This window comes from Halomarina salina (assembly GCF_023074835.1).
Lineage (GTDB): Archaea > Halobacteriota > Halobacteria > Halobacteriales > Haloarculaceae > Halomarina > Halomarina salina.
The window spans coordinates 2,864,653-2,884,498 of the sequence record NZ_JALLGW010000001.1 but is presented as its reverse complement, the minus strand read 5'-3'; the positions used below and the strand labels follow the sequence as shown (position 1 = coordinate 2,884,498).

19 protein-coding genes and 1 pseudogene are annotated in these 19,846 nt (G+C 65.4%); 7 read left to right on the top strand and 13 right to left on the bottom strand.

Going from position 1 to position 19,846, the window contains the following annotated elements; all coding sequences use genetic code 11:
- Positions 1-173: 173 nt before the first annotated feature.
- The 4 genes and pseudogenes from MX571_RS14680 to kynU form a co-directional block, all read right to left on the bottom strand.
- Positions 174-1,187, bottom strand: coding sequence for a tyrosine-type recombinase/integrase (locus tag MX571_RS14680; RefSeq protein WP_247418061.1), 1,014 nt, complete (start codon positions 1,185-1,187; stop codon positions 174-176).
- Between the two features lie 511 nt (positions 1,188-1,698).
- Positions 1,699-2,073, bottom strand: a pseudogene (locus MX571_RS14675) (DUF5805 domain-containing protein); the annotation flags it as partial.
- A gap of 615 nt (positions 2,074-2,688) precedes the next feature.
- Positions 2,689-4,758, bottom strand: a complete 2,070-nt coding sequence (locus MX571_RS14670) for a bacterio-opsin activator domain-containing protein (protein ID WP_247418060.1) — start codon at positions 4,756-4,758, stop codon at positions 2,689-2,691.
- 91 nt (positions 4,759-4,849) lie between these two features.
- On the bottom strand, positions 4,850-6,187 hold the full coding sequence (gene kynU / locus MX571_RS14665; protein WP_247418059.1) for a kynureninase: 1,338 nt from the start codon (positions 6,185-6,187) through the stop codon (positions 4,850-4,852).
- A gap of 99 nt (positions 6,188-6,286) precedes the next feature.
- Between kynU and lipP1 the strand changes: the two genes are divergently transcribed.
- The gene (gene lipP1 / locus MX571_RS14660) at positions 6,287-7,228 is read left to right on the top strand and encodes a LipP1 family hormone-sensitive lipase (RefSeq protein ID WP_247418058.1); all 942 of its coding nucleotides are present in this window, start codon (positions 6,287-6,289) and stop codon (positions 7,226-7,228) included.
- Positions 7,229-7,253: 25 nt separating this feature from the next.
- Here lipP1 and MX571_RS14655 read toward each other — a convergent pair whose 3' ends face one another.
- The 3 genes from MX571_RS14655 to MX571_RS14645 form a co-directional block, all read right to left on the bottom strand.
- Entirely contained in the window at positions 7,254-7,496 is a 243-nt protein-coding gene (locus tag MX571_RS14655) for an MFS transporter (protein ID WP_247418057.1), read from the bottom strand.
- 62 nt (positions 7,497-7,558) lie between these two features.
- Complete coding sequence (locus tag MX571_RS14650; RefSeq protein ID WP_247418056.1) at positions 7,559-8,146, bottom strand: thymidine kinase; 588 nt, start codon at positions 8,144-8,146, stop codon at positions 7,559-7,561.
- Between the two features lie 90 nt (positions 8,147-8,236).
- Positions 8,237-8,455, bottom strand: coding sequence for a hypothetical protein (locus MX571_RS14645; RefSeq protein WP_247418055.1), 219 nt, complete (start codon positions 8,453-8,455; stop codon positions 8,237-8,239).
- 415 nt (positions 8,456-8,870) lie between these two features.
- On the opposite strand from MX571_RS14645, the gene MX571_RS14640 reads away from it, so the two are divergent.
- The 4 genes from MX571_RS14640 (at position 8,871) to MX571_RS14625 (ending at position 11,799) form a co-directional block, all read left to right on the top strand.
- Positions 8,871-9,095, top strand: a complete 225-nt coding sequence (locus MX571_RS14640; protein WP_247418054.1) for a CDGSH iron-sulfur domain-containing protein — start codon at positions 8,871-8,873, stop codon at positions 9,093-9,095.
- An 86-nt stretch (positions 9,096-9,181) separates the two neighbouring features.
- The gene (locus tag MX571_RS14635) at positions 9,182-10,078 is read left to right on the top strand and encodes a winged helix-turn-helix domain-containing protein (protein WP_247418053.1); all 897 of its coding nucleotides are present in this window, start codon (positions 9,182-9,184) and stop codon (positions 10,076-10,078) included.
- A gap of 150 nt (positions 10,079-10,228) precedes the next feature.
- The gene (locus MX571_RS14630) at positions 10,229-11,386 is read left to right on the top strand and encodes a thiolase family protein (protein ID WP_247418052.1); all 1,158 of its coding nucleotides are present in this window, start codon (positions 10,229-10,231) and stop codon (positions 11,384-11,386) included.
- Positions 11,383-11,799 (top strand): OB-fold domain-containing protein, encoded by a 417-nt coding sequence (locus tag MX571_RS14625; protein ID WP_247418051.1) that lies wholly within the window; start codon positions 11,383-11,385, stop codon positions 11,797-11,799. The genes MX571_RS14630 and MX571_RS14625 overlap by 4 nt, the downstream gene beginning before the upstream one ends.
- Before the next feature lie 42 nt (positions 11,800-11,841).
- Here the strand turns inward: MX571_RS14625 and MX571_RS14620 are convergent, their stop codons facing one another.
- The gene (locus MX571_RS14620) at positions 11,842-12,756 is read right to left on the bottom strand and encodes a DUF7547 family protein (protein WP_247418050.1); all 915 of its coding nucleotides are present in this window, start codon (positions 12,754-12,756) and stop codon (positions 11,842-11,844) included.
- A 96-nt stretch (positions 12,757-12,852) separates the two neighbouring features.
- Between MX571_RS14620 and MX571_RS14615 the strand changes: the two genes are divergently transcribed.
- Positions 12,853-13,497: a DUF7504 family protein gene (locus MX571_RS14615; protein WP_247418047.1), complete on the top strand. Its 645-nt coding sequence runs from the start codon at positions 12,853-12,855 to the stop codon at positions 13,495-13,497.
- Between the two features lie 139 nt (positions 13,498-13,636).
- On the opposite strand, the gene dpsA is transcribed toward MX571_RS14615, so the two are convergent.
- The 3 genes from dpsA to MX571_RS14600 form a co-directional block, all read right to left on the bottom strand.
- A complete protein-coding gene (dpsA, locus tag MX571_RS14610) occupies positions 13,637-14,191 on the bottom strand; it encodes a DNA starvation/stationary phase protection protein DpsA (RefSeq protein WP_247418046.1) in 555 nt (184 codons plus the stop codon).
- Between the two features lie 101 nt (positions 14,192-14,292).
- A complete protein-coding gene (locus MX571_RS14605) occupies positions 14,293-15,075 on the bottom strand; it encodes a carbon-nitrogen hydrolase family protein (protein ID WP_247418044.1) in 783 nt (260 codons plus the stop codon).
- Between the two features lie 74 nt (positions 15,076-15,149).
- Positions 15,150-15,806 (bottom strand): hypothetical protein, encoded by a 657-nt coding sequence (locus tag MX571_RS14600; protein ID WP_247418043.1) that lies wholly within the window; start codon positions 15,804-15,806, stop codon positions 15,150-15,152.
- Positions 15,807-16,004: 198 nt separating this feature from the next.
- Here MX571_RS14600 and MX571_RS14595 point away from each other — a divergent pair, with 198 nt between their 5' ends.
- The gene (locus MX571_RS14595) at positions 16,005-16,481 is read left to right on the top strand and encodes a YbaK/EbsC family protein (RefSeq protein WP_247418042.1); all 477 of its coding nucleotides are present in this window, start codon (positions 16,005-16,007) and stop codon (positions 16,479-16,481) included.
- Between the two features lie 362 nt (positions 16,482-16,843).
- On the opposite strand, the gene MX571_RS14590 is transcribed toward MX571_RS14595, so the two are convergent.
- Positions 16,844-17,767: a hypothetical protein gene (locus MX571_RS14590; RefSeq protein ID WP_247418041.1), complete on the bottom strand. Its 924-nt coding sequence runs from the start codon at positions 17,765-17,767 to the stop codon at positions 16,844-16,846.
- A gap of 1,079 nt (positions 17,768-18,846) precedes the next feature.
- Positions 18,847-19,026 (bottom strand): hypothetical protein, encoded by a 180-nt coding sequence (locus tag MX571_RS14585; RefSeq protein ID WP_247418040.1) that lies wholly within the window; start codon positions 19,024-19,026, stop codon positions 18,847-18,849.
- Positions 19,027-19,846: the final 820 nt, after the last annotated feature.

Below are 19,846 nucleotides of genomic sequence, written 5' to 3'. Positions count from 1 at the left end.
CCAGAGACGACGCGAGGTGCCTGGAATCAGCCGTTCTGGTGGACCCACTCGCTACCGAAACCACGGCCGATTTGATACAGCGACATACAGTTTACGAGTTCGCTCGGCGACAGTGTTCTGTCGCTACAGTAGCAACTGAAACCACCGACGAACCTCGAAAATCGGATCCTGAACTACAGGAGGGAGTAGACGTTGGCCTCGTACACCTCGCGCACGCGGTCGCCCCAGTTGTGGGTGTAGGTGTCGATGATGTCGGTGGCGACGTCGCCGCGGAGGTACTTCACGACGCCCCGGTCGCCGGTGCGGTCCCGGAGGTGGGTGGTGAAGAAGTGCCGGAAGTAGTGGGGCGTGACGTTCTCGCTCGCCCCTCCTCCCTCGCGGTGCCAGCCGTGGTCCTCCGCGTGCCGACGGACGACCGTCCGGACCTGTTCGGTCGTGAGTCGGTGGCCCCACCGGTCGCCCGTGTCGAGGAACAGCGCTGGCGAGGCGCTGTCGGGCCGGATCGCGAGCCAGCGGTTCAGTTCACCGCGTAGCTCCCGGTCGACCGGGACGACGGTCGCTCGCTTGCGCTTGTTCGACGCCTCGCGCTCCTCGCCGTTGACCACCGCGCCGCGGGCCACCTCGCTGTCGACGTACAGCGAGTTCGGCCGCGTGTCGAGTTGCGGACGCGGGGCGACGCCGTACTGTTCGCGCATCTCGGCGTCGAGCGCCAGGTCGCGGAGGTCGAGGTTGACGCACTCGCCGACACGCATCCCCGTCTTCAGCAGCGTGACGACGAGCGCCCGTTCGAGCGGGTGTGTGATTCCGGCGACGAACGACTGCATATCGGCGACGCTCACCTCGCGGCGCGACGGGTCGGTGTCGATGGACTCGTCCATCTCGGCCATCACCAGCGCCATCGGGTTCCCTTCGAACGTCTCGGTCTGGATCATGTAGTCGTAGAACCGGTGGACGTACGTCGCGTACGTCGCGACGGTGCTCGGCGCGTACTCGCCGCGCAACTCGTGGACGAACGCGAGACAGTCGCGCTGCCCCGCGGTCGCCGGTCGAGCGTCGCGTGCCGCGACGAACCGCTCGAACCGGCGGAGGACTCGCTCGTAGGCGGTCCGCGTCCGTTCCGAGCGGCCGTGGTACTGGAGGTCCTGCAGGAAGTACGCGACGGGGTCCTCGACCGCCTCAGTACTCATCGTAGCGGTCCTCGTCGGTCACCGACTCCCGTCGGCGGTCGTCGTCCGAGGGTGAGCGCTGCTCCCGTCCGTCGTCGGACCCGTCGAGTGACTCGCGTACCTCCCGGAGGGCGTCGACCCGGTGCTGTTCGTCCTCGGGGCGTGGTCGACGGTCGGGTCGCCTCTCTCGTCCGTCGTCGCGGCGGGGTGGGTCGCGTCGGGGACGGTCGGGGGACCGGGGCCTGTCGTCACGGACACGTCGGTCGTCTCCCCAGTCGTCGGCCGGTGGGTCGTCCGCACGACCGTCGGTCGGTCGCCGACCCTCTGCTGGCCGCCGGGCCGTCTGGCCGCGCTCGTCCGACCAACCACTCCGGCGCTGCGGTCGTTCGCGCTCTCGGTCGGGTCGCACCCGCTCGGCAGGCTCCCGTCTGTCCTCGCCACTCCGACTATCGCGTGGTGTGCGCGACTCCTCGGGAGTCCGGTCGGACCCCTGACGGCCGGGGCGTCTATTCTGACCGTCGTCCGACGGTCGTTCGCCAGCGACGACGTAGCCACCGTGGCGTCCGTTGTAGCGAACCGCTCCCCGGTCCTGGAGCGTCCCGAGTGCTTCGTCGAGGTCGCGCTCGACGCCCTCGGTCAGTCGGTCGGTCAGCTCCTCCCACCCCATCACGCCCGTCTCGGAGAGCATCGCGAGGACACGCTCTTCGAGGCCCTCACCCCCAGGGGTGGCGTCCCGAGAATCGGTGTCGACGGGGTCGGGGTCGAACCCCCGGCGACCGGACTGCACCATCGTTCGCAGGAACTCGCTCTGGCTCATCCCCAGCGACTCGGCGTGGTCGACCCACGCCTCCTTCTGTGAGCGGGGTACGTACGTCTTCACGACGACCCGCTCGTCGTCCTCGGCCATACTCGACGCTGTGACGGTATCGACTTAGGTGTTGTCCCACGAGAGTGGATAATGCACCTTATCTCTCGTGATGGGTCCCTACTGGACGCTGCTAATCATCGTTATCTCTCTCAATGGTACTGCTGGTTTCTCCAGCTAGTATCGCCAGCCTGGATAACGATTTTCTCGGCCACTACTGCCAGATGACTCGAACCGTACCGTTGGTCGCTCCGCAACCACCGGCCGTGGGTGGGTAGCGCCCTCGCTCCTCGACTTGCGACGCTCGGAAGGGGGCTCCGAACTCGCCGTCACTCGTGCACCCGGAGACGGAACATATTGCTGATTCTGTCGTAGAGGTCCTGAGGCGGGCGCTGTCACGTTTCACCTCGGCTGTGTGTCGTGGGGCGGATTTCTGCGATGGATTCGACCAGCGGCGCGAGAGCGCTCCGGTTTCTTCTCGTCCGGCGAGATGTTCGACCGGGCCACTGGCGTCGGCGTACCGCCGTCGAAGTCGAGCGGTGTTCGACTAACTGTTCGCCTTCTGGTGTGGTAAGATGAGTATCACGCCGACGGATGAATCGCATGAGGCTATACCCAGAACCGAGGTGCCGACTCTCGCAGAGCGGACGATTCCTGTCACTCGTCGTCTACGAGGAGCGACTGGAGCAGCTTTCGCTCGCCCGTCCGCAGGTGCTGGTGGAACGTGGCCGGCGAGACGCCCAGGGACGTCGCGACTTCCTCGCCGTTGCTGTCCCGTGGCCACTCGAAGAACCCCGCGTAGAACGCGGCTTCCAGTGCCGAACGCTGGCGCTCGGTGAGGTCGTCGAGCAGTGCCGCGTAGAACCGTGTGTTCGAGGCCCCCTGCTCGGGCGTCTGTCGCTGGGCGATGACCCGGGCGTCGGGGTACGACGCCCGCACCCTGTCGACGAGCGCGTGGACGTCGACGCTGTGCGGGAGGTGCACCCGCATCCGGTAGTCACCGTCCTCGATCTTCGCCGACTTCACGCGGCCACCCTGTGCGGCGACGACCGAGACGACGGGCGGTTCGGTGAGTCGAACCCTGAACCGGTACTCCTGGCCGTGCTCGCTCAGCAGTTCGAGGGCGGTCCAGGCGTCGAACGTCTCGACGACCGCGCGGAGCGTCTCGACACCGTTGTCGTCGGTCCGGCCGTAGACGTGGTAGTTCCCGTCACCGACGGTCACCGTCCGGTCGAACGTTATCGTCCCGTCTTCCCCACGCGGGACCCCGGCGGCCGTGAACGCGTCGCTGATCTCGAACTCCAGTTCCACCACGTCGTCGCTCATGAGCGCCTCCTTGCGCTGCGACGCCGTGATGGCGTGTCCGAGCAGTTCGCCGAGCTGTTCGACCACGGCCGTCTCCTGCGCCGAGAACGCGTCACGGCGAGCGGAGTGGACGTTCAACACCCCGTAGAGCGCCCCCTCGTACGAGATAGGGGCCGCCGCCCAGGCGTCGAACTCGTACTCGGTCGACTCGTCGTGCCAGTCACGCTGCTCGGCGGCGTGTTCGACGTCTCGCGCCACGGCCACGCACTCGCTCTGGATGGCGCGTTCGGTCGGTGTCGAACCCCCCTCGTCGTCGCCGTACGTCATCCCTCCGTCACCGAGGTACCCCTCGACGCCAGCCTCCGTCCGGAGCGTCACGCTGTCGGGAGACTCGCCGACTCCGCCGATCCAGGCGAACTCGTAGGCGTCGGTGGCGGCGAGTCGTTCGCAGACGACGCGCTCTATCTCTTCGCGGGTGGACTGGTCGACGACGGCGTCGGTGACCGCCCGCACGACGCCGTTGAGTTCGTCGAGGACGGCGAGCTGGTCCAGGTGGCGCTTGCGCTCCAGTTCGTAGCCCACCCAGTTGCTGAGCAGTTCGACGAACGTCACCTGCCAGTCGGTGAACCGTCTGGTGCGTGGCTCCGTATCGTAGAAGCAGAACGTCCCGTACGGTTCGCCACCGACGACGACCGGCGCACCGAGGTAGCAGGAGATACCCCACTCCGCGTTGCCCGACCGGCCAGCGAGGTCCGGTGCCTCGCGCTCGATGTCGTCGAGGACGAGCGTCCGTGCTGTCGATAGCACCCGTTCACAGTTCGTCACCTCCAGCGGTACGGTGTCGCCCGCTTCGACATCGGCGTCCGCTGGTGCGTCGACCGCCTCGAACACGTACAGGTCGTCCTGCACGCGCGAGAGCGTCGCGTAGTCGGTCCCGACCGCCTCCCGGACGACGCCCAGCAGCGCGTCGATCTTCTCGTCGAACGTCCGGTCGGCGTCCGCGACGATCTCGTAAGCGCGCTGGAGTGCACGCTCACGGCCCTGGAGGTCCTCTTCGCGGCGGACACGCTCGGTGACGTCCCGGAAGTACACGGAGAGGCCGGTCTCCGATGGGTAGGCGCGGACCTCGAACCAGACGTCGAGTGGCGGGTAGAACGCCTCGAACGTCGTCGTCTCCTGGGTCGCCATCGCCTCGCGGTACTCGTCGTGGAACCGCGACCCGACGGCCTCGGGGAACGCGTCCCAGACGACCGTGCCGACCAGTTCCTCGCGGTCACGCTGGAGGAGGTCCTCCGCCCGGTCGTTGAGGAAGGTGAACCGCCACTCCTCGTCGAGCGCGAAGACGGCGTCGGTGACACGAGAGAGCACGTCCGCCAGCGACCCCTCGTCGAGTGGCGGCCCCACCTCCGATTGCTCGCTCATTTGCCGGCCACTAGAGATGGGGACACATAGCAGTGTCCCCTCCCGGTCTCGATTCCGGGGCGGGAGATGGGTCTCGTACCGACGCGACGGCTCAGGTCACGCCGTCGCCTCGGGGGTCGAACCGCTCGTACTCGCGGTCTGCGACGACGCTCTCCAGGTGCTCCCCGACCCGCCAGACGTCCTCGAAGGAGGTGTAAAGCGGGGAGGGACAGACCCGGACCACGTTCGGCGGTCGGAAGTCGACCACGACGCCCCGATCCCCGAGTGCCTGTACGATGCGATACCCCTCCGGGTGTTCGACGGCGACGTGGCCGCCGCGACGCTCGTGTCCGCGTGGCGTCCCGACCGCGTACTCCGGGAGCGAGTCGACGACGTCGACCAGCACGTCGGTCAGCGCCAGCGACTTCTCGCGGATGGCGCAGATACCCGCGTCCTCGACCACGTCGAGTGCCCCGTCGAGGGGTGCTGCGGCGAGCAACGGTGGCGTGCCTATCTGCCACGCCCCCGCAGTGTCGGCGGGCGTGAACTCGTGGCGCATCTCGAACTGCGTCGCCTTGTCGTGGCCCCACCACCCCGCGAGCGCGGGGGGCGTCCCGAAGTGCTCGCGGTTCACGTACAGCCCCGCGACGGCCCCCGGACCGGCGTTGAGGTACTTGTAGTGACACCAGACGGCGAAGTCGACGCCGAGTCCCGAGAGGTCGTGTGGGACCACGCCGACCGAGTGCGCGAGGTCGAACCCGGCGAGGGCGTCGTGGTCGTGGGCCGCTCGCGTGATACGTTCGACGTCGAGCAACTGCCCCGAGCGGTACAGCACGCTCGGCATGAACACGATGCTCACGTCGTGCGATTCGAGCGCCGCCTCGATATCGTCCTCCTCGATGGTACGGCCGTCGCGCGACTCGACCGCTATCAGGTGCTCGTCGGGGTCGAGACCGCGCTGGCGGAACTGCGCGCGGACGGCGTAGTGGTCGGTCGGAAAGTCCAGGTCGTTCACGAGGACGGCACCGGGGGCAGCCTCGCTGTCCGAGGCGGCGGCCTCGCTGTCCGAGGCAGCGGCCTCGCTGTCCGAGGCAGCGGCCTCGCTGTCCAGAAACGTCCCGATCAGCGTGTGGATGTTGACCGTCGTCGAGTTGCCGACGACCACCTCGTCCTCGTGTGCCCCCACGAGCGGCGCGAGTCGGTCGCCGAGGTGCTCCGCGTAGCCGAACCACGGCGGGTCGGCGTCCGTCCAGCCCTCGATTCCCCGCTCGCGCCACTCCTCGACGACCCGGTCGAGCGTCCGCTCGGCGTCCGTCGATATCGGCCCGAGCGAGTTGCCGTCCATGTAGAGTTCTTCGGGCAGGTGGAACCGCTCGCCGAAGGAAGCCAGCGGGTCCTCGCGGTCGCGTTCCCGTGCGGCGGCGAGCGAGTCGACGGGGGCGTCGTCCATACGAGGCTCTCGAATCCCGCCCGATTGAGCCTTGTGTGTCGGTCGGGTGCCGTCCGGTCCCACCCAAGCAGTGAGGTGCCCGAGGCGCGTCGTGGCGGTATGCGCGAGGAACTCGACCCCGCGGTCCGCGACGTGGTCGACCGGTTCGACCGCGAGGGCGTCCCGGAGTGGCACGCGATGAGCGTCGACTGCGCCAGACGCGTCGAGGACGAGGTGTTCGGCGGCGGTGACGGCCCTGCGATGGACCTCGTCCGCGACCTGGCGTTTGACGGACCGAGTGGCGACGTTCCCGTTCGTATCTACCGTCCCGATGCGGACGCCGACGCACCGATGCCGGTGCTGGTGTACTACCACGGCGGCGGCTGGACGCTCGGGAACCTGGACTCCATCGACGGAGCGTGCCGCGAACTCGCCGACCGGACTGGCTGTCTCGTCGTCAGCGTCGACTACCGCCTCGCGCCCGAACACCCCTTCCCGGCGGCCGTCGACGACGCGTACGCCGCCGTGCGGTGGGTCGCTGCGAACGCGGCGTCGTTCGGCGGCGACCCCGAACGGGTCGGCGTCGCCGGGACGAGCGCCGGGGCGAACCTCGCGGCCGTCACCGCGCTCAGGCTTCGTGAGGAACCGGTGGCCGACCTCGAACTGGCCTTTCAGCTTCTCCTGTACCCCATCACGGACCACGCGTTCGACACCGACTCCTACGAGGAGAACGCCGACGGTCCGCTCCTCACGCGGGCCGACATGGGCTGGTTCTGGGAGCAGTACCTCCGGAGTTCGGTCGACGGCGCGAACCCCTACGCCTCGCCGCTACGGGCGCGGGACCTCTCGGGACTGCCGTCCGCGTGCGTCGTCACGGCGGGGCACGACCCGCTCCGCGACGAGGGGGCGGCGTACGCAGAGCGGTTACGGGAGGCCGGTGTCGGGGTCGTTCACGACCACTACCCGACGATGTGCCACGGCTTCCTGAGCCTGACCGACGAGGTGCAGCGAGCCGAGGAGGCGATGGCCACCGTCGCAGACCGCGTCCGCGAATCGCTGTAGTGGCGCGTCGACCGTCGAAGGTCGCTCAGAGCGTCGCGTCGCAGTAGTAGCATTCGTCGCGCGTCGCGGGATTACGCGCGCCGCAGTCGGGGCAGTTCGTCTTCTCGGTCGGTTCGTCGTCGTCGTCGTCGCGTTTCGGGGACTCCTCGAACACGAGCGCGGCGAGTATCATCAGTCCGCCGAGGACCAGCGGACCGAGCGTCCCGAGGGCGAAGAGGCTCGCGCCGGTGAGGAACACGACCAGACCAGCAGCGAGGAGGTCGTCCATACGAGAACCGGACGACTGGACCGTGAAAAGTGTTCAGTCGGGCGCTGTCTCCCAGTGGTGGCTCAGTCCGAGCGGAGCGTGTGGCAGTTCCGGCAACGGGCCTCGTAGGACTCCTCCGCACCGACGACGATGGTCGGGTCGTCGACGTGGGCGGGTTCGCCGTCGACGAGGCGCTGGTTGCGGGTGGCTGGCTCGCCGCAGACGATGCAGATGGCCTGGAGTTTGTCGACGTACTCGGCGAGGGCGGTGAGACGCGGGAGCGGCACGAACGGTTCGGCGCGGAACGTCTGGTCGGTGCCCGAGACGATGACGCGACGGCCGTCGTCCGCGAGGTGCTCGCAGACGTCGACGAGGGTGTCGTCGAAGAAGTTCGCCTCGTCGATGGCGACGACCTGTTCGCCGTTGAGGTCGTCCGCGATGGTCCAGACGTCCTCGCCCTCGCTCTCGATGACGTGCGCCTCCCAGCTGTGGCCGCTGTGCGACCCGATGGTCGTCTTCCCGTAGCGTTCGTCGAGAGACGGGGTGAACACGGCGACCTCCTGGCCCGCTATCTCCGCGCGACGGAGTCTGCGGAGCAGCTCCTCGGTCTTCCCGGAGAACATGCACCCGGTGATGACCTCGACCCACCCGCTCCGCGTGATGGCGTGCATACTCGGTGGGGTCAGCGTCGGGAAAAAAGCGTTCTGACTCGTGACGTTCGCACTGCTATGCGGGTCGCTCCGGCCGGAGAACGGGGTCGCTCAGTCGCGGTCCGAGAGGTCCTCGACCTCGGGGAGGATCTCCTCGAACCCCCGGGTCGACTCCTCCGCGTACGAGGTGTCGACGGGCCGGGCGGCGAGTCGTCGCCGTGGTTCGCGGGTGGCGCGTCGTGGCGTCCCGCCGTCGGTGAGTGCGCGCGACCGGTCGGCGAGTTCGGGAACGAGCGGCGCGTCGTCGGAGAGACTGGTTTCGTCGATCATAGCTGTTGAGCGGCGGTCGTCAGCCGACCACCTGCTTCTACATCATCCAAACATCGCTATCTATAATAAATGTTCATGTTGATTCACTCCTTGCCGAACGTCGAGCGTCACTCCGCACGATATCGTCGGACAGGTGGTCTGGTGGCTGTGAGTGGCGTTCTAGGGGCTTCGGGTCCTATCGAGTCGTTCATGAAGGGCCAAGGCGGTCTCTCGACCTGGGTCTCCTCTCACGGTGTAGTGGCAGCCAGTTGACTACTTCCGGTATTACGTTGCCTCTGTAGCAACAATATCTGCGACCGAATCCGGACACGTAAATTGTATATTGCTATACCGAATGCGAGGGGCTACTGCAGAGGAGGCGGCGAATGTTTCTGGTTCCTTACACCATCTCTGTCGGTGACTCGTCTGGTAGCGCATGTCACGACTGGTCGAACACGACGCGACTGGCCCGGTCCGTCTGGACGAGAGCGACATCGACGACGAGAAAGGTGACATCGCCATCTGTCGGTGCGGGCTCACCGAGGATCCCCCGTTCTGTGACGCCTCCCACGAGGCGGCGCGCGACGAGGAGGCGGGCGAACGGTACTGGTACGAGGACGGGGAGCGCTACCCCGTCGACCTGGTCCGTCGCTCGGAGTGACCCGCGGCGGTGGTAGTGGCGTTCTGTCGGGAGAACTGCTCTCTCTGGTGCCAACGCTTTAGCCACCGGGGAACACATGCTCGGATATGAGCGACGCGTCCGAGACGAGTCTCCAGGAGTGCGAGGAGTGTGTCGCGCCCGCGGAGGCGTTCTCACTCATCGCCAACGAGACGCGACTCTCGATCCTCGAAGCCCTCTGGCAGGCGGACGCCCGGCCCGTTCGCTTCTCCGAGCTTCGAAGCGCGGTCGGGATGCGCGACAGCGCCCAGTTCAACTACCACCTCTCGAAGCTCACCGACCAGTACGTCGTGAAGGTCGAGAACGGCGACGGGACCGGATACGACCTGCGCCACGCGGGCGAGAAGGTGGTCCGGGCCATCATCTCGGGGTCGTTCAACGAACATCCACGCCTCGACCCGTTCACCGTGGAGGGGTCGTGCGCGTGGTGCGACGGCACCCTCGAAGCGCGCTACGACGACGAGATGCTCACCGTCGTCTGTCGGGACTGCGACCGCCAGCACGGCAGCTACTCGTTCCCCCCCGGCGGCCTGAACGACCGCACGGACGACGAGATCGCGCGCGCGTTCGACCAGCGCGTCCGCCACCTGCACTGTCTGGCCGCCGACGGCGTCTGCCCCGAGTGCAGCGGTCGAATGGTTACCGAACTCGCCGAGGAGGGCAACTGCTGTCTCGGCGACGGCCTGCGCGCGGACCACGTCTGCCAGCAGTGCGGCCACACGCTCTGTTCGACGGTCGGTCTCTCCCTGCTCGACAAGTCCCCCGTCGTCGCGTTCTACGCTGACCACGACGTGGACCTCTCCAGCACCCCCTACTGGACGCTGTCGTGGTGCGTCCGCGACGACCACACCGAGGTCGTCTCCCGCGACCCGTGGCGACTCACCGTCACCATCGACCACGAGGGAGACTCCCTGCGCGTCGAACTCGACGGGTCGCTCGGCATCCTGTCGGTCGACCGCGTCTGAACGGGGCACTCCTTTGGTCCGGTCCACTCTCGTTGCTTCCCACCGCTACGCGCGCGTGTGACTCCCATCCACGACACTTAACCCGTCCGCGGTTGCACCACTCCCCGAGATGCACCATCGCACGAGGGCCGGACGGCCCGGTGGCCGCGGATGACCGACGTCGCCATCGTCGGCGCGTCGATGACGAAGTTCGGCACGCGAGAGGGCGAGTGGATACGCGACCTGCTCGCGGAGGCGGGCAAGGACTGTCTGGACGACGCCAGCGTCGCGCCGCACGAACTCGACCACCTCTACGTCTCGAACATGGCGTCGGGGGAGTTCGAGGGACAGACCGGCGTCCCGAACATGCTCGCCCACGACCTCGCCGCGGTCCCGGCGTACACCCAGCGCATCGACCAGACCTCCTCGTCGGGTGGCGCGGGCGTGTTCGCCGCGTGGCAGTCCGTCGCCAGCGGCGCGAGCGAGATGACGCTGCTCGTCGGCGGCGAGAAGATGACCCACCGCTCCACCGCGGAGGCGACCGACGTCATCGCGTCGCTCACTCACCCGGTCGAGTACAAGCAGGGCGTCACGCTCCCGAGTTTCGCGGGCCTCACGGCTCGCCTCTACCTGGACACGTACGACGCGCCGCGCGAGTCGCTGGCGAAGGTCGCCGTGAAGAACCACCGCAACGGCGTCGACAACCCCCACGCCCAGTTCCAGAAGGAGATCGACGTCGAGACGGCACTCGACTCGCCGGTCGTCGCCGACCCGCTCCGCCTGTACGACTTCTGCCCCATCACCGACGGGTCGGCTGCCCTGCTGTTCTGCTCGGTCGAGGAGGCCGAAGCGCGTGGCGAGCCGTACGTCCGCGTCACGGGCGTCGCGGGCGCGACGGACACCCACGTCGTCCACGAACGTGCGGACCCGACGACGATGGGTGCCGTCGTCGAGAGCAGTGAACGCGCGTACGCGATGGCCGACCGCGGCCCGGAGGACGTCGACGTCGCCGAACTCCACGACATGTTCACCATCCTCGAGTTCCTCCAGAGCGAAGACCTCGGCTTCTTCGAGAAAGGGAAGGCGTGGGAAGCGGTCGAGGAGGGCAAGACCGACCGCGACGGCGAGTTACCCATCAACACCTCGGGTGGCCTGAAGTCGAAGGGCCACCCGCTCGGCGCGAGCGGGGTCGCGCAGGTGTACGAACTCGTCCAGCAGTTACGCGGCGAGGCGGGACCGCGACAGGTCGACTGCGACGTCGGTCTCGCGTGTAACGTCGGCGGGTTCGGGAACTGCGTGACGACGACCATCCTGGAGGCGGAGCGATGAGCGACGAGTCCGCCCACGACGACGCCACGGACGGCGAGGGCGATGTCGCCTACCCGCCACTGGAGGCGGTTCGGTACAGCGACGGCAGTCTCGGCTACCCCGGTCACCCGGTCGGCCCGGACGGGAACGAACCGGTCGGAACCGTCGACCTGAGCGACTACACGGCCACGATAGTGACGTGGACGACCGCCACGTCGCCGCCGCCGGGCGTCCGCTCGCCGAACCACCTCGCCATCGTCGAGTTCGACGTCGAGGGCGAACCGGTCCGCGCGCTCGGCCAGCTCACGACCGGCGACGTGAGCATCGGCGACGAGGTCGAACCGGTGTTCGCTGGCGAACTGCGCGACCCCGACGCGGGCATCCGCGAACCGACTAGCCAGTCGTGGGACGGCTACCGGTTCGACCCGGTCTGAGAACAGGTCTCGATACCACTCTTTACCTTCTGCGCCGTCCAGTTACTCGCCGTCTCCGTCGTCCGCGTCGTCGCCTCCCGAGTCGTCGCTACCAGCAGCATCGACGTCGTTGCTCGTGTCGTCGTCCGCGTCGCCCCGGACCTGCCTGCGGAGCGAGTCGAGTTCCGAATCCACGTCCACCTCGTCGCGGCGGGCGCGTTCGCCGTCGCGGCGGTCCTCGCCCCGTCGTTCCTCGCGGTCTTGGTCGCTCGGTCGCCGGTCGCTCCCCCGACTCTCGTCTCCACGGCGGTCGTTCCCCCGTCCGTCGTCGTCGGAGACGTCGATAGCGACCGGAGCGCTGCGACCCTGCCGGTCACTCCTGCGGTCGTTCCCGGTCGGACGGTCGTCGTCTCGCCCGCTGGTACGTCCGCCTCGCTCTCCTTCACGGCGAATCGCGCCGCCGGCGATACGGTCGTCTATCTCCCCGCGGAGCGACCGCGCCTCGTCGAGGAGGTCGCGCGCCTCCGGGTTCGACGGCTGGCCCTCCAGTGCGCCCTGCACGTCCGAGAGGAGGCCATCGACCTGTCCGAGTGTCCGCCGACCGACCGACTCGACGTGGCTCTCGGAGACCTCGCCCCCGCGAAGGAGGCGGAGCAGTCCCTGGAGGAGTTCGAGCGCGCGAACGTTCGCTTCGAGGAACGCGATGAGTGCGGGAATCGTGTACTCCTCGGTGAACTTGAGGAACGTGCCTGGTCGGGGAATCTGGGGACCGCTCCGCTCCCGTCGACGTCGTGGCGCTCGTCGCTCCTCGGGGTTGTCACGGCGGCCCCTGTCACGGCGATTCCCGTCCCGGTCGCCTCGTCGCTCGCCGCGCCCGCGTCGGCCACGGTCGTCGTCGAGCTCCGTCTGGAGCCGGTCGAGCGTCCCCGACAGCTCGTCGAGGAGGGCGGAGAGATCGTCGTCGGACCGTCTGCTCATGTCTCGTCCGAGGAGGTACCCGGCAAAACATCTACCGCCCTATTTACTTGCGCAAATCTTATTATCTACCCCAACCGAGGATTAGAAAGAATCCGTATGGCAGGCGATTCCATCGGTACGTTCACACAGGCGCTGGCGTCTCTGAAGCGCCACGGGAGCGGTTTGCTCGTCGTCGGGGCGGCCGCCCAGGAGACGCATCTGGCCGCCTGCCGTCGACTCCTCGGCGACGGGAGCGACCAGCTACGCCACAGACTCGTCGTCCTCACCGATGGCGTCCCAGGCGCAGCAGACCGCACCGACGACGAGTCGGTCCGGGTCATCGATCGTCGGCCCGTGACCCGCGGCGCGACGGCGTCGGCGTCGCCCGCTGGTGACGGGCCGTCAGACCTCGTGACGCTCGAACGCGAGATTATCGCGGCCGTCGAGTCCATCGAGCGCGAAGCGGGTGGGCTCGACCCCGGTGAACTCCGCGTCTGTCTCGACTCGCTCCGGACGCTGGTCGACGGCCACGACCCAGCCGAGGTCGAGCGGTTCCTCGACAACGTGCTCACCGCCGTCCGCGACGTTGACGGGATGTGCCACGTCCACTTCCCAGTCGAACGTGGCGGCGAGGCCGCAGCACGGTTCGCCGACCTGTTCGATGGGACCATCGAGGTCCAGCTCCCTGCCGGGGCCCGACACGTCGAACAGCGCTGGCACCTCCACGAGGCCGACGTCTCTACCGACTGGGTCGCGCTGTAACGGACAGTCTCACGCGCTTCCTGCCACCGGTCACTTGATTTATGGAGCTCGTACCGACGAGGTCATAGCTCTTGGCTCGTAGCGCGCGGAGAATGAAGAGAGATAGAGCGTTGCCCTTCAGTTCAGAGCGGAGAGCCGCTCAGTGGGTCGCTTCTTCGAGGACGAGCGTATCGTCTTCGAGGTAGTGCTCGATGTGGTGGGCGTCCTCCTCGACCTTCTTCAGCACGTCGTGCTGGAGGATCTCCTTGGTCGTGTAATCACCGAGGTTGTCGGCGAGTTCGATGTGGTCGCGGAGGTCCTCGATGATGTCGCCGTAAATGGCGAGGTCGCTCTCGAGCGAGGTCCGGACGTCGTAGACGTCCTCGCCCTCGTGTTCGACCGTCGCGCGGTCACTGAGTGCCTCCATCCCGGAGACGGGGACGCCGCCGAGGGCTTGGGCACGCTCGGCGATGAGGTCGGCACCGACTTCGACGTGTTCGTACGCCTCTTCGAGGAACACGTGGAGTTCGAGGAACTCCGCACCCTCGACGGTCCAGTGGTGTTTCTTCAACTGGTGGTAGAGAACATAGGCGTTCGCGAGGTCCGTGTTCAGCGCCTCGATAATCTGTTCGGCTCGGTCGGTGTCGATACGGAGCGCGTTCGGCTCCACTTCGTCCGCACGCTGCCGTATCGAACTCTCTTCCTGGTGGCTCATCTCGTCTCAGTGTTCGGACGCCCTCCACTTAACCGTTTCCATGTGAGAAAGAATTCTTTGGAGAACCTAAAATCGAGTTCGCGTTTTCGGCTTCGTTTCATTCATTCGCCGAACACCCCCACCGTCTCCCGTGCCCGGTCGAGCACCGCCTTGTCGAGCGTCGCGACCAGGTTCTGGGCACTCCGGTCGAGTGCCATCGAGATACTGCCGTCCGGCCGGACGACCAGCGACCGTCCGTTGTAGACTGTGTCCTGGGCGTCGGGGACGTCACGCGAACCGGTCCGTCCGGCTGCGAGACACCAGCGGACGCCGTCGAGGGCTCGGGCACGAGCGAGCAGTCGCCAGTTCGCATCGTGTTCGGCTGGCCACGCCCCCGGCACGAGGAGGGCGACGACGCGTTCGTCGAGGTGTGCGTGGCTCTCCGCGACGAAGTTGAGGTCATAGCAGGTCAGCAGTGCGGCCCGACCGACGGGCGTCTCAACGGTCACGCGCTCGTCCCCCGGCGTGAGCCACTCTCGTTCGCTCCCCCAGAGGTGACGCTTGCGATAGACGGTCGTCTCGTGGGTGGTCTGGTCCGGCGTCACGTATGCCGTCGCGTTGGAGAGTGTCTCCCCGTTGCGTTCGACGTAGCCGACGAGGAGGTCCAGGTCGTGTTCCGCGGCGACCGACCGGACTGCGTCGAGTGTCGGACCGGCACTGCGAAGGGCGACCTCGTGGAGTCGCTCGTCCGGAACGTAGCCCGTGAGCGATGTCTCGGGGAAGACGGCCAGCGAGACGTCGTTGGGGAGCGCCGCGACGCGTCGATGGAGGCGGTCGAGGTTCGCGTCGATGTCGAGGTCGTCGACCGGACACTGCACGATGGCGACGCGCGGACTCGGAGACACGCCGGTGATTCGTTGGGATGGCAGAAGAGACTCCCGTTCGGGGCAGTGGATCGGCTGGCCCCGATACCTCGCCCTCAGGCCGATGTCTTGGCGACTTGTTCGTCGCCGTGGTTCACGACGACGGTATCGGGCGTCCCTTCGATGGTGACCGAGGAGGTGTACTCGATGTCGGTGAGGCAGTCCACGCACGCGGTCGGGTCCTCGGACTCGGGGGTGTACCGTTCGACCGAGACCGTGAGCGTGCCACTCTCTACCGTCGTCCCGGCAATTCGGGCGGTGTCACAGCCGTTCCGGCCACCGATGGTGCCGTCGATACTGACGGTGTCGCTGTCAACCGAGACCGTCGCCTCGCTGACGCCACCACCACACTCGCTGCTCGTCACTTCGAAGGAGGTGTCGACGACGGCGAGCGACCCGCTCGCCGTGCCGGTACCCTCATCAGTGCCCGTTCCGGGCGACTCTGCTGTCGTGTCGGGCGTCGACTCAGTCGAGGTGTCGTCGGTCGTCCCGTCAGCGTCAGTTGTCTCACCACTTCCCGTCGTTTCGGTGGGGTCAGTCGGTGTCTCTGTGCGTTCGGTTCCGGTTGTCGTCCCGGTCGCGTCGGTCCCGGTTTGCCCATCACCACCGTCGCCACCACCGTCCCCGTCGCCGCCTGACCCGGCGTCGGTACAGCCAGCGATCGTGGCAGCGATGCCCGCACCGACCGTACCGATGAACGTTCGTCGGTCCATACACGCCCTTGTAGCTGGTAAAAAAAAAAGGCCGTTTGGGAGCAACAGAGAGTCGTTTGAACCACGCCAACTCACGACCGACTCGAGGCCTCCACAGCCAGATATTGATGGAATCACCGGCACCGGCTACGTACGCGACCGAACGCCTCGCTCGAACTTCCCGTAGCTCTTTGTCACCGCCGGTCACAGTCGGCCCGTATGCATCCACGTGCCGAGGAGTTCGCCGCGCGCGCCAGCGACCAGTACGGAGTCTCGGTCGACGTCCACGAGTTCGAAGCCGGGACCAAGACGGCCGCCGCGGCGGCCGACGCGGTGGGCTGTGACGTCGGCCAGATCGCGAGCGCCATCGCCGTACGGGCCGGGTCGGACCTCATCGTCTGCGTCACCAGCGGAGCGAACCGCGTCGACATGGCCGCCGTTGCCGCCCTCCGAGATGTCCCCGTGGCAGACGTGGGGATGGCCGACGCCGACGTCATCCGTGAGACGCTCGGCTGGTCCATCGGCGGAGTCCCGCCGCTCTGTCACGACGCGGATGTACCTGTCTACATGGACGAGATGCTGCTGGACTACGAGATGGTGTGGGCGGCGGCCGGCACGCCCGAAGCAGTGTTCCCCATTGCGCCGGGCCGCCTGTGCGAACTGGCTGAGGCGACGAGCGCTGCACTCGCTGAGTAGTGGGCCATGAAGAACGTCTCTGCTCGGTGGGTACGGTCGAGTCCGCGAGTGGAGGTGGTAGTCGAGGATTTTCAGTAAGCTCTCTTGGTGGCTCGTCCGCGAGTACGACGCGGTGTTTCTTGAGGAGCGTAACGCCAAAGGCATGCTGGAACTGCCACAGAATGTTTGGAATAAGCTGGATGCGGTGTGGGCGCGGTTCGTGATGTCCTGCAACGTTCAGGGTGTACTCGTCCGAACGGGGGTAGCGACTGTCGAATCGGGGCACACAACCAGTGACGGAAAGTCGCGAGGCGCACGCCTCGCCATTCACGGCGGGGAGGATGTCAACCACCAGTGTTGGCCCTCTGGACCAACCGTTGGGGCTATGGCCAAGCCAGGACGTCAGCCTGGCCGATGGTATGCTCGAGTCGAACGGAATCAGCCGTCAGTCCGGTAGTATCGATGACGCGAACGGTGATGACGACGTCATTGCCTTCCTGCCCACCCAAGTCGACGTCAATCGTACCTGACTCGCTCTGCTTGGTCGAGACCTTGCTGGCCCAATCGTTGGTGAGATTCTCGTACTCCACCTCGACGTATTGATAGTGGTCGTTCGTCTCCGAGACGTCGTAGTCGATATAGAGCCATCCGCTGTTGTGCTCCAATTCATCTCGAACAGTGACTGAGTCAATCGTACCGGCGTTCAGTGCTGGTGGTGAAGACCCACCAGAGTCGTCTACGCCTGCGACATCCATTCGCGTCTCCGCAAAGATCACGGCCCCACTGGCATCGTACGCTCGTATCGTAATGGCGTACTCGGTATTCTCAGCACCGCCAATTCCATCCCGCAGCGTGAGGCTCCCACGCTCGTCCGTGGTGGGCGAGGACGGGAGAGTCGGATTGGCAGAGTCGTAGTCAAGTTCCTGGTTGACAAATTCGATATCGAGTGAGTCGAAGCCGGCAAGTCCCCTTGCATCGTACTGAATGGTGTACTTCGCCACGCTGTTTTTCGTGCGATCTACGATGGTCCACCAGAATTCGGGAGAGGACTCACTTACTGGGACCGAGCGTTGAAGCTCGGCGCGTGTCGACTGGTCGATCGTTGCCAGCGAGATTGTGAATGAGACCGTGCCGCTGGTCGCTGCATCGTCGACTGAGCACTGTATCTCGACGACTTCCCCCGGTTCGACCTCAAGGGGAGTGTTCTCAACGTACCCCTGCGCCTCATCATCGAATGTGACGCGTAGTGTCGCACGCGAGTGAAATCCGTTCGTAATTGTCGCAAGGCGCTGCCCGCTCAGGCCCACAGCGACGGACTCAGCGCGTTCAATCCCAATAACCGCCGAAGAGTCATTGGCGACAGAGATAGCAGCATCCCTATCGACGTTTCCAGTGGTGAACCCGACCGCTTTGAGGGCCCCCGCTTATCGTGATAATCCCGGCGCCCGTAGCGAGTAAGAACTGACGGCGATTTCGTTTGCCACGCGCTCGCTTCGGCCCTCTCCCGACCATGCAGAGTACTCAGGAAGCCTCGCTACTTACACTTATCTGGTAGTAATAAAGTATCCAGCTCGAGAATGGCTCGGAGTGGTGATGATATGTCTCCAGCTAATAGTTACTGAATCTCGTGTCAGGGAGGGTTTCCTCTCTTGAATTCACGACTGACCGTTAGTGACTCTCCTGTCGCTCCAGGAACCTCGTTAGAATTCGGTGGTAGTGGGTGACTCGAGGTGACAATTCGGATTCCATTGTGGGCGGTGGAAGTGTGTCGATAGGCTGGGTGCGGATACCACCTTCTCTGTATAGCACGTTCTTTCACCGCGACTCGTCTAGTAGAGAATTAAGCGCAGACCCGCGTCTTCAGGTACTGGTGGAGGGCAATCTGCTGTTAGGGTGTGCCGCGAGCGAATCAGTCATCTACTGCTTCTTACCACCTTTTTCCCGCACACCACTAATACATTACTACTCAAAATCATTTGTCAGACATTTTAATCTGCTTAATAAACCCTGAAATGTTAAGTAGGTAGGTGTCGCCGTAGTTAGTGGGCCTGCTCGCACGTCAGTGTGCAGAAATGGATGTGGAAGGTGGAAGCGGTTCCTGCCCCGCCCCCGGGCGAGTGGGCCTACTGGGAAAGCAGTGCCTCTGACAGCCGTTTTCCCTTTCGCCGCACCCACGGAAATGCACGTTCTGACAACAGATAAGATTGTCTAACTGGAAGTGTCTGATGGGTTGTCACCCACACGACTTCTGTGGTGGTCAGTAGCTGTCACACAGACAGTCGTTGGCTACCGAATGCGGACTGCTGGGAGCGGTTCGCGTCTCAAGAGGGGGGGGGGCGACTGACCAACTCCAAATTCTACTGTGATGGACGTGTCTTGCTCGCCGTCAGTCATCGCCGACGGCGAACTCGGCGACCGACGAGTCTGGTGTCACGGACGACGACGGAACGAGCCGGTCACGGATGCCCGACCGCAGGTAGGCGAGCAGCGCCCACATCAAACAGCCCAGCCCAGCGCCGACTGCTGGATACGTCATCCCCATCGACCCGAACGTCAGCGTCTTCACGAAGAGGCCTGCCGTCGTCAACCCAAAACGTCGTAAGCGGGATGTGTGCGTGTCGGTCGCGAATCGTCGGGAGAACCGAGACCGTCAAAACGAGCGTCACTGCGGTGATAATGTACTCTTGCCACATTGATATCGAACCTCGCTGCACCCAGAGAGCACCGAACCGAGAGGAAGCGAAACCGGGCCGCGATATCTTAACTCCGCTCTGAGTGAATATATACCTTAAGTTGTGAATCTGTGAACGAGAGACCGTCTCACGGGTGACAAGCAAAGGGGGATTCTGACCTGAGCGTTCCTCACTTCTGTAGTTCGCGAGAGTGTGAGTGGGGCTCGATGATCTCGGGGAGAACATAGACACCCCTCGAGAGTGCACAGTACCGCGAACCAGCGAGTGGCAGGCTTTCACTCGCTGGTGCTAGCATGGCAAGCGGTACTCAGCCGAGCGGGAGCATTGCAATCGCTCCACCGACTGTATATTTCACCATAAGTTCTGTGGTGAAATATGTGTTGGAGACAGCACCCCCGATATAGTGGTACCATCGATATCGCTCAATTGGGTACTGGGCGCAGTCTGGACTCATTTGCCAGTCAGGTCTGGCTATCTGATGTGTGCGATTCGCAGGTACCGATTGCGACACTATTGTTGGGGCGTGTGATTGGTGGCCGTGCCAGGTTGACGAATCGTTTGGGCGAGAACCGTTCGCATCTGCGTCGTCGGAAGCGGTCGCCAGGTGGATGGGTGACATATAATCAAGCGCATGCCTTCGCCTTCAGGCGCGTGGAGGATGTCAATCCTCGATCGACGCTGTTGTGCAGACAT

Excerpts from the sequence above, each read along its gene's own strand:
- MX571_RS14680 (WP_247418061.1), bottom strand. The coding sequence starts at position 1,187 with ATGAGTACTGAGGCGGTCGAGGACCCCGTCGCGTACTTCCTGCAGGAC.
- MX571_RS14670 (WP_247418060.1), bottom strand. The coding sequence starts at position 4,758 with ATGAGCGAGCAATCGGAGGTGGGGCCGCCACTCGACGAGGGGTCGCTG.
- kynU (WP_247418059.1), bottom strand. The coding sequence starts at position 6,187 with ATGGACGACGCCCCCGTCGACTCGCTCGCCGCCGCACGGGAACGCGAC.
- lipP1 (WP_247418058.1), top strand. The coding sequence starts at position 6,287 with ATGCGCGAGGAACTCGACCCCGCGGTCCGCGACGTGGTCGACCGGTTC.
- MX571_RS14655 (WP_247418057.1), bottom strand. The coding sequence starts at position 7,496 with ATGGACGACCTCCTCGCTGCTGGTCTGGTCGTGTTCCTCACCGGCGCG.
- MX571_RS14650 (WP_247418056.1), bottom strand. The coding sequence starts at position 8,146 with ATGCACGCCATCACGCGGAGCGGGTGGGTCGAGGTCATCACCGGGTGC.
- MX571_RS14645 (WP_247418055.1), bottom strand. The coding sequence starts at position 8,455 with ATGATCGACGAAACCAGTCTCTCCGACGACGCGCCGCTCGTTCCCGAA.
- MX571_RS14640 (WP_247418054.1), top strand. The coding sequence starts at position 8,871 with ATGTCACGACTGGTCGAACACGACGCGACTGGCCCGGTCCGTCTGGAC.
- MX571_RS14635 (WP_247418053.1), top strand. The coding sequence starts at position 9,182 with ATGAGCGACGCGTCCGAGACGAGTCTCCAGGAGTGCGAGGAGTGTGTC.
- MX571_RS14630 (WP_247418052.1), top strand. The coding sequence starts at position 10,229 with ATGACCGACGTCGCCATCGTCGGCGCGTCGATGACGAAGTTCGGCACG.
- MX571_RS14625 (WP_247418051.1), top strand. The coding sequence starts at position 11,383 with ATGAGCGACGAGTCCGCCCACGACGACGCCACGGACGGCGAGGGCGAT.
- MX571_RS14620 (WP_247418050.1), bottom strand. The coding sequence starts at position 12,756 with ATGAGCAGACGGTCCGACGACGATCTCTCCGCCCTCCTCGACGAGCTG.
- MX571_RS14615 (WP_247418047.1), top strand. The coding sequence starts at position 12,853 with ATGGCAGGCGATTCCATCGGTACGTTCACACAGGCGCTGGCGTCTCTG.
- dpsA (WP_247418046.1), bottom strand. The coding sequence starts at position 14,191 with ATGAGCCACCAGGAAGAGAGTTCGATACGGCAGCGTGCGGACGAAGTG.
- MX571_RS14600 (WP_247418043.1), bottom strand. The coding sequence starts at position 15,806 with ATGGACCGACGAACGTTCATCGGTACGGTCGGTGCGGGCATCGCTGCC.
- MX571_RS14595 (WP_247418042.1), top strand. The coding sequence starts at position 16,005 with ATGCATCCACGTGCCGAGGAGTTCGCCGCGCGCGCCAGCGACCAGTAC.